Source organism: Chamaesiphon sp. VAR_48_metabat_403, from assembly GCF_031422475.1.
Lineage (GTDB): Bacteria > Cyanobacteriota > Cyanobacteriia > Cyanobacteriales > Chamaesiphonaceae > Chamaesiphon.
In genome coordinates this window covers 23,629-32,128 of sequence record NZ_JANPLS010000302.1, presented here as the reverse complement: position 1 = coordinate 32,128, position 8,500 = coordinate 23,629, and the positions used below count along the sequence as shown (strand labels likewise).

Genomic DNA, 8,500 nt, shown 5'->3' with positions numbered 1-8,500 from the left:
GTAGGCTTTTTATGGAAAACACGAGTATGATTAGCCATTCTTAGAGAATCGCGTTCTGGATCGATTCTCCAGTTACCATTTTCATCTTGTTGCCATAAATTATCCTTAGCAGTTGCACCAAGAGTATCATTAGCATTAAACTGGCGCATTCCGGCACTATTTGAAACCAGAACTCCTTCACAGACAAACTCATGAATACTAGCTACTTCAATATCATAAGTATGTGATGTTCTCACATCCATTTCTACCGATTCAACCTTAACTGGAATCAGATCGGTTGCTTCAGGAATAAATTTCTTGAGGGTAGTAACTATCATCTGTTCTTGATGATTGCTCCAACCATATTGATAAGTATTTACCAATGGTCTGACCATTGCTTTAGGGAATCCGTGGTCTTTGAAAGATTGCGGACGTTCTTTTTGATTATTGGCAAATATTACTGAATGTTGGTTAAACATTGATGCGGTATCATCAAATGCTCGTGCGCCAACAGTAACTAATTCACCTTCCCATTTACCAGTACGCTTGCGAACGGATGCACACAGACGAGTGGTAATGCCTAATGAAGCATATATAGTCTGAATTTGGCGTAAGAAATCGGCATGAACGGATGCAACTAATACACCTTGACTGTAGCAGCCATCAGCATCGGCTAATCCGGCAAGATACGCTTCCCGAATATCTTGGGTACCCAATAAAATACAATCGGGAACTGAAATGCTGGTGAAAGGTTGCTTGAATTGAGATAGGTATTGGTTGAGCGCGTTGGAATTGAACTGGAGTTCAAAGGCTTTGGCTTGACACTGTTCGGGCGTTCTGAGTGTATGAGTATCTAATCCAAATAACTCACCGACATTTATTAACTTTCCGAGGATTTGCTGTTGATGTTCGGCGACTCGAAATCTGACGCGCCAACCGTCGCTGGCAACAGAACCATCTCCATGTAAATAACCAAAGAAGTAAGCAACTTCAGGGGTAAGTGCTGGAATCGTAATCCGTTTGGAATGAGGAGCTAATTCACCTTTGAATTCTGGTAATTCGGTTGCGGTACCAGGAATAGATTGAGGCACGAATACCAATCGATCGTTTGGTTTGAGATCTTTGGTTTTCACCATCTCATAGTTGCCATAAATATCTGTGAGGACGGCAACTTTATGATCGGCGGTACATTCAAAATAACTATCTTGAGTCTTAATTCGACACAAAGATTGTTCGCCTTGGTCGAAGAAGTTAGTAACTGGATAAAACCCTTTACTAGTTAAAACTCGATCGCCAATCCGAATTTTTTCAATTGGCACTAATCCTGACTCTGCATGTACTAAAGCACCAGCAGGTAAACAACGGCGGATGTTGCCTGCCACTATCGTGACTGCTGCTTCATCGATTAATAGACAACATTCAACCGAGTTTAATTGTCTGCCGATCGCCTTATTTAAGATGCCCGCACAACGTCCGTATAGCTCTAACAATCGGACGGGATTGGCGACACCACCAAAGCCTTTAAGCGGTTCGCCAGCCGGACGAACATTGCTCAGGTCGATGCTAACTTGCACTTCATCGGTAAACCGATCGTCGCTGGATAATTCGAGTAAAATTTTATAAGATTTTACCCAACCTTGCCGACTGTCACCGACGCGAATTGTGGCATGATTCCCTATAATTTCAACCGTACTTAATTCTTGACGATTGGCGATCGGTACGCCACCAATTTCGCTAGTAGTAGCAACGTTAAGTTTGTTTTTAATGGCGGGTAAATTACCAATTAAATCGGGTTCTAAAATGCCTCCCGTACCGCAACCCATCATCGCCAAATCCATCATTAGGGCAAACGCCGCCCAGTCACAGACATTGGTACTGGTGCAATTGTACGCGCCCGAAAAATTCTGCGGTTGCTCTAGCCATTCGCTACCGCCAACCCACAGCCACCGTCCCGAAGGCATCGCCTTAACCTGACGCTGCATTCGATCGATAATATCGGCTTCTGCGTCGGTTAATTTGCCTAACTTGACCAAGCCTTTGAGAGTGCGGGTGCAGACATCTTGCCATGTCTCGCGTCCGGTAGCAGTGAAGCGACTGTATGTCCTAAAAAAGACCGGATTTGCCGTAGGTGCAGAGGCGGGGAAATCTAGTTGGATTTGGGGCGAAATTTCCGCGCTCGATCCAGATTCGGGACGAACTCGGTTAAGTTCTCTAACCATGAGTGAGCTATGCTAATTGCTGAACAGAATTAGTAATATAAGGCATCCACCCGCGATAAATCAATGTTGCCAAAACCTCGGATCTGCGCTAGTTCTAGGGGTTCGATCGCGGTATGATGGCGCGATGGCGTGTTAAATAAAGTTTGCAAACTATCGTCATAATTTAAAGAGATAGCTTGAGACTAGAACAGACCTAATTGTGAATTATATGCTTCCACCGTGGCGATCGAGCATTGCCCGCGCTCTACATCGCAACCGCAGTTTGCCAAATGCGCGGTACCTCCAACTGGCGACAATCGCCAAAGATCTGCGTCCGCAAAATCGCTCTCTAGTATTTCGCGGCTGGCTGGAAGCGACTAGCCAACTTCAATTGGTGACAGATATTCGGTCTTCTAAAGCGATAAATCTATTAGCAGGTGCTTCTCCTTGGGCGGAAGCATGTTGGTATTTTCCCAAAACGCGAGAACAGTTTCGCTTGAGCGGCACGCTGGAGTTAGTCACTCCAGAAGATGCTAACAGCAGCTACTCTAAGGCTCGCCAACAGGCATGGCAACAAATGTCCGATGCTGGGCGCATTCAGTTCGATTGGGGGACTCCTGGGGCAGATAGAACCGCAGATCCCCAAGCCTTCAATCCCCCACAACCCGATCCGATCCAGCCATCGGCGAATTTTTGTCTATTGTTGCTTTCTGTAGAAACTGTCATCCATCTGGAGTTACGAGGAGAACCGCAAAATTGCTACTCGTACCAGTTGGTAGATAAAGAATGGGAGATGCGATCGATTAATCCTTAATTAGGCTTTAGGCTTTAGGCTTTAGGCTTTAGAAGTAATTGCACACTTACTCCTCCCACACTCCTCACACTCCCCACACTCCCCATCTCCCATCTCCCGTATTGGGATACAATGATGGCAGCTTATCGACGGTTTGGTCGGCTAGCTCACAAAAATGTGGAGTGCGAATCCGTAGAGCGATCGGATGTAAATCTATCGCTGGGTGGCGATTGTTAGTCCGTTTAATTACAAGCATTTTAATTAGCTTTTTTGCGTCAACCTAGGTTAATAATTCATGACTCTTGCCTCAGAACAGATCGACCGGATTGTGGGGAATCAACATCATAATCCCTTTGAAATTTTAGGCCCTCACCAAGTTAGTAATAACGGAAAAACTGCTTGGGTAGTGCGGAGCTATATTCCCAATGCCGAATCTGTATCGGTGATGATTCCAGAGGCGCGGCAAGAATATGCAATGCAGTCAGAGCATCATCCGCACTTCTTTAGCTGCACGATCGATTTGCCAGAATTGAGTAACTATCAGCTCAAGATTACCGAGGGCGGACACGAGCGAGTTATTTACGATCCTTATGCGTTTACATCACCATTATTAAGCGACTTTGATATTCACTTATTTGCTGAGGGCAATCATCACCGCATTTATGAAAAATTAGGCGCGCATCCGATCGAGATCGAAGGCATTAAAGGGGTTTATTTTGCAGTTTGGGCACCGAACGGGCGGAATGTTTCGGTGATTGGCGATTTTAATTGCTGGGATGGACGCAAGCACCAGATGGCGCGACGGGCGAATGGGATTTGGGAATTATTTATTCCCGAACTCAAAGTCGGGACATCTTATAAGTACGAAATCAAAAATCAGGACGGTCATCCTTACGAGAAGACCGACCCTTATGGATTTTATCAAGAAGCCCGCCCTAAAACCGCTTCGATCGTCGCCGATCTGACCGTCCACAAGTGGCAAGATGAAGAATGGATCGAAAAACGGCGACATACTAACGCACTGCAACAGCCGATCTCGGTCTACGAGTGTCATCTGGGTTCTTGGCTGCACGCCGCCGCCAGCGAACCAGCACAATTACCCGACGGGACAACCTCGCCAGTAGTTACAGTTTCCGATTACAATCCAGGGGCGCGGTTTTTGACTTATCGGGAACTCGCCGATAAATTAATTCCCTACGTCCAAAATTTAGGCTTTACCCACATCGAACTGTTACCAATTGCCGAGCATCCGTTCGATGGCTCTTGGGGTTATCAGGTTACGGGTTACTACGCGCCGACATCGCGACATGGTTCCCCTGAAGATTTTATGTATTTTGTCGATCGGTGTCACCAGGCAGAAATCGGCGTATTAGTCGATTGGGTACCGGGACATTTCCCTAAAGATGGGCATGGTTTACCCTTCTTCGATGGTACGCACTTATACGAACATGCCGACCCACGCAAGGGCGAACATAAAGAGTGGGGCACCTTAATTTTTAATTACGGTCGCAACGAGGTCAGAAACTTCCTCTATGCCAACGCGCTCTTCTGGTTCGATAAATACCACATCGATGGGATTCGGGTAGATGCAGTCAGCTCGATGCTGTATCTAGACTATTGCCGCGAACCGGGTGAATGGGTAGCCAACCAGTATGGCGGACGGGAAAATATCGAAGCCGCCGACTTCTTGCGCCAAACCAATCATCTCATCTTTAGCTACTTCCCTGGCGCACTATCGATCGCGGAAGAATCCACGGCTTGGCCGATGGTATCGGCACCTACCTATCTAGGCGGCTTAGGTTTCAACCTGAAATGGAACATGGGTTGGATGCACGACATGTTAGATTATTTTGAGATGGATCCCTGGTTCCGCCAGTTCCACCAAAATAATATTACCTTCAGCATGTGGTACAACCACAGCGAGAACTTTATGCTGGCACTATCTCACGATGAGGTAGTTCACGGTAAGAGTAACATCATCGGCAAAATGCCGGGTGATGAATGGCAAAAACTCGCGAATATGCGCTGTCTGTATGCCTATATGTTCAGCCATCCCGGCAAGAAAACCCTCTTTATGGGCATGGAATTCGCCCAGTGGAGCGAGTGGAATGTCTGGTCGGATCTGGAGTGGCAATTGCTACAATATCCTCCTCACCAACAGATGAGTCAATTCCTGACGGATCTCAATTATATCTACCGTCACGAACCCGCACTCTATACTCAAGACTTCGATGAGGCCGGATTTGAGTGGATCGATTGTACCGATACCCGCCATAGTGTGGTGTCTTTTGTCCGCCGAGATCGCCATAGCGATGAGTGTGTAATTGTCGTGTGTAATTTCACACCACAGCCCCACGCACACTACCGCATCGGCGTTCCCGAACACGGTTTCTACCACGAGCTATTTAATAGCGATGCGCGCAAATATGGCGGTAGCAATATGGGCAACCTCGGCGGTAAATGGGCGGATGAATGGTCGATTCACAACCGGAAATTCTCGCTAGATTTATGCATTCCCCCATTGGGTGTATCGATCTTTAAAATCGATCGCGAACGCACCGCCGCCGCCTATGAATGGCGCGATAACAATGCGATCGAAGGTACATAGTAATCTCGATCTATACTAACAGTGGGGGTAATTCATTAATTACCCCTACTATATTAGAATTACCCCTACTATATTAGTGGGAAATTTTTGGAGATAACAAATGTCTAGATCGATGACTAGAATTAGTTTACTGGCGATCGTTGGTATCGCCGCAGTTGTTACCACTAGCTGTGGTGCGAGTAAAATGACCCAGTGCAATAGCATCGCCAAAGTTACCAAAGATGCTGAAGCCGCCGCTACCAAATTTGCCGAATCATCTAAACAAACTAACGATCCTGCCGTTGCGGCTAAATCGTTAACAGATATGTCAACCAAGAGTCAGGAGTTTGGCAAAGTCATCCAAGCACTAGAAATTAAAGATGAAAAATTAACAGGCTTTCAGTCGCGGTTTGTGGCAATGTATCAAGATTACAATAAATTATTCGCACAAATGTCTGCGGCAACCCAGGCGAAAGATGCCCAAGCCAGCAATAAAGCAATCGGCGAAATTCAAGCCGCATCTGCCAAGGAAGATGTTTTAGTCAAGGAATTGACTGCCTACTGTACTGGTAAGTAATATATATTTGTATGCAAACGCAACACGAACAAATATCAACTGATGTGGCGATCGCAACAGTAGACACCGATTTATCTTCAACAGATTTAGTTCGTACTGTAGATAAAAATGGTAATTCATTTGAATATAAGATCGAGGATCTATATCCAAATGAAGATTCTTACAGATATATAACTAATCAATCAAAAGTATTTCAAGAATACCTGCCAGAGTTAGTTACTAAATATGGCGGTAAATATGTTGTCTTTGAAGATGGGAAAGTTATCGATTGCGATGAGGATGAAGATATTTTGCTAGAGCGGATATGGGAGACTGATTTTATTAAAGAACGAATGGGTATTGACGGTAATGGTATATATTGTCATTTTGTTCCCGCTCGACTATAAGCTCTCTAATGCTCAGTTTCCCCTACACTAAAGTTGAAGGTAGATCTTCAATCCCTATTTTAAATATCTATCTTCAAAATCCGCTCGATTCTAGATTATCGACAAACTTTGATATGGCAATTTTGGATACTGGTTCTGACATTACTATTGTTTCTTATGAAATTGTGTCCAAACTTCAGCTTAGACCGATCGATAGTCAAAAGTCTACCTCCTTTAGAGGATTAGGTCGAGAAACACAGGGTATCCCTTATCGCATCAAACTTAGTTTTGACGATCGAGATTATATTAGCTCGAAAGTAATCGCCGTTCCAGATGATATCTTACAAGGTGAGACAATTATTGGGAGAAATATTCTCAACCGTTATGTTATCGCTTTTGATGGGCCAAAATTAGTTTTCACGATCGGCTACTCCCTTCCCGCCAGAAGAATATAGATAATACTTCCGTTCCATTACTGCTAGAGATCTTTTTTTTAACCGCAGAGGCGCAGAGAGCGCAGAGGGCATAAAGAAAAAGCTAATCTATAGTCTTTGAGCGGGAAAAGAGTAGTATGGATTTATCGCTCGATTGAAACTGTCGATTTAAATAATATCTAAATATCGGTTGGTAAACTCCAGAGAAATTGGGAATCTTGTCGCTTGACAATCCATTGATTTCTCCCAGCTTGTAATGGAAAATAGATCGGGTATACTTGTAGCTTAAAACTGGCAGCACTCGGCATACCGAGATCGACCCATTCTTTAACTTTCTGGAGCAACCGATCGAACGCAACCTGGTTTCCGTAAGCGATGAGTAGATCGTCTTTAGCAATTACTAAAGAATTATGCTCTGGTTGCCATAGTCCAAAATATCGACCTGCTCGCGATCGATCGGCGATCTTTTCGGTTTTAAGAGCACGGAAATAGGGATCGGAAATGTTCAGAAATGCCCGAATTCCCGTTGTAAACCAAGAAGAATTGTGACCTTTCCCGCCCCACCAGAACGATTTTCGAGCCACTTCTTGGTGTTGTAAAACCTCCCATTCCGGTAATGTTTCAATGCTGGCTGGTTCTAAACTCTCAAATTCGTATTTCCCCTTGAGTCGCACGAATCCACAAGCCATCGAATCGATCGACTCGAAGCAATTAGCTGTTTTTTGTAACAAAAATAGATTGTCGCCACCGCCGGGATTTTTAATCACAATTAATAATAAACCGCCCTCTTTAATCTGACGATGGAAATGAACGGGCAGATCGTAAGCACCAGCCGTAAAAATCGCTCGATCGTATTGAAGATCCGATCCATAGTCATCGCCAGCATCACCAGCAATAATACTAACATTTTGAATCTCCAACTTGTCAATAATTGCGGTAGCAGTTCGAGCCACTTCGGGAATAATTTCGAGACTGTAAACATGCCCCTCAGAGCCGACTAAATGCCCCATTAAGGCGGCATTCCAACCACTTCCGGCTCCCAGTTCAAAAATTGTCTGCCCTGGTTTAATCTGCAACATATCCAGCATCCGCAGCACGAATGATGGTTGCGAAATTGTTGAAGGGATATCGCCATCATCGTCTCCAAATAGAATCAGCGGTTTATCGGTGTAAAGTGTTGGCAAGTATTCGGCTAAATTGTCTCGATCGATTTCCTGCCATTTTTTAATCCCCCATTCACGATAGCGGTTGACAAATAAGTGTCGTGGTGTTGCTAAATAGGCTTGTTGCGTTGCCGCACTAATGGGAGTATCGCGATAAATAGATTTGGTTTGCTCTAGTAGCTGCTGTTGGTATTTATCGATCGTACTCATACTCGCTCCTGTAATTTTACAACCCGATCCGATCGCCGCCAGATCTAGTTGACACCAGAACAGCCCAACCGATTGTTCGGCAAATTTGTGTCGATGTTGCTGTGGATGCTGGGGGTTGGGGGCTGCCATCTCCCGTAAATTTTTTACTCGATCTAACAGGAGATTGTGAAGTAGGTATTGGGTAATCGGGTTAA

8 protein-coding genes are annotated in these 8,500 nt (G+C 44.9%); 5 read left to right on the top strand and 3 right to left on the bottom strand.

Features of this window, described 5'->3' with window-relative positions; translation table 11 throughout:
* Positions 1-2,198, bottom strand: a 2,198-nt coding sequence (locus RMO79_RS14520) for an LAGLIDADG family homing endonuclease (RefSeq protein ID WP_310483888.1), incomplete at its 3' end; no start/stop codon positions are given.
* 208 nt (positions 2,199-2,406) lie between these two features.
* Between RMO79_RS14520 and RMO79_RS14515 the strand changes: the two genes are divergently transcribed.
* Positions 2,407-2,991: an Npun_F5749 family FMN-dependent PPOX-type flavoprotein gene (locus RMO79_RS14515; protein WP_310483889.1), complete on the top strand. Its 585-nt coding sequence runs from the start codon at positions 2,407-2,409 to the stop codon at positions 2,989-2,991.
* A 64-nt stretch (positions 2,992-3,055) separates the two neighbouring features.
* Here RMO79_RS14515 and RMO79_RS14510 read toward each other — a convergent pair whose 3' ends face one another.
* Positions 3,056-3,226 (bottom strand): hypothetical protein, encoded by a 171-nt coding sequence (locus tag RMO79_RS14510; RefSeq protein WP_310483887.1) that lies wholly within the window; start codon positions 3,224-3,226, stop codon positions 3,056-3,058.
* 39 nt (positions 3,227-3,265) lie between these two features.
* Between RMO79_RS14510 and glgB the strand changes: the two genes are divergently transcribed.
* The 4 genes from glgB to RMO79_RS14490 all read left to right on the top strand — a co-directional run bounded on the left by glgB (position 3,266) and on the right by RMO79_RS14490 (position 6,954).
* Entirely contained in the window at positions 3,266-5,578 is a 2,313-nt protein-coding gene (glgB, locus tag RMO79_RS14505) for a 1,4-alpha-glucan branching enzyme (RefSeq protein WP_310483886.1), read from the top strand.
* Between the two features lie 112 nt (positions 5,579-5,690).
* A complete protein-coding gene (locus RMO79_RS14500; RefSeq protein ID WP_310483885.1) occupies positions 5,691-6,134 on the top strand; it encodes a hypothetical protein in 444 nt (147 codons plus the stop codon).
* Between the two features lie 11 nt (positions 6,135-6,145).
* Complete coding sequence (locus RMO79_RS14495) at positions 6,146-6,520, top strand: hypothetical protein (protein WP_310483884.1); 375 nt, start codon at positions 6,146-6,148, stop codon at positions 6,518-6,520.
* Positions 6,521-6,528: 8 nt separating this feature from the next.
* On the top strand, positions 6,529-6,954 hold the full coding sequence (locus RMO79_RS14490) for an aspartyl protease family protein (protein WP_310483883.1): 426 nt from the start codon (positions 6,529-6,531) through the stop codon (positions 6,952-6,954).
* A 158-nt stretch (positions 6,955-7,112) separates the two neighbouring features.
* Here RMO79_RS14490 and RMO79_RS14485 read toward each other — a convergent pair whose 3' ends face one another.
* A complete protein-coding gene (locus RMO79_RS14485; protein WP_310483882.1) occupies positions 7,113-8,435 on the bottom strand; it encodes a fibrillarin-like rRNA/tRNA 2'-O-methyltransferase in 1,323 nt (440 codons plus the stop codon).
* Positions 8,436-8,500 lie beyond the last annotated feature (65 nt).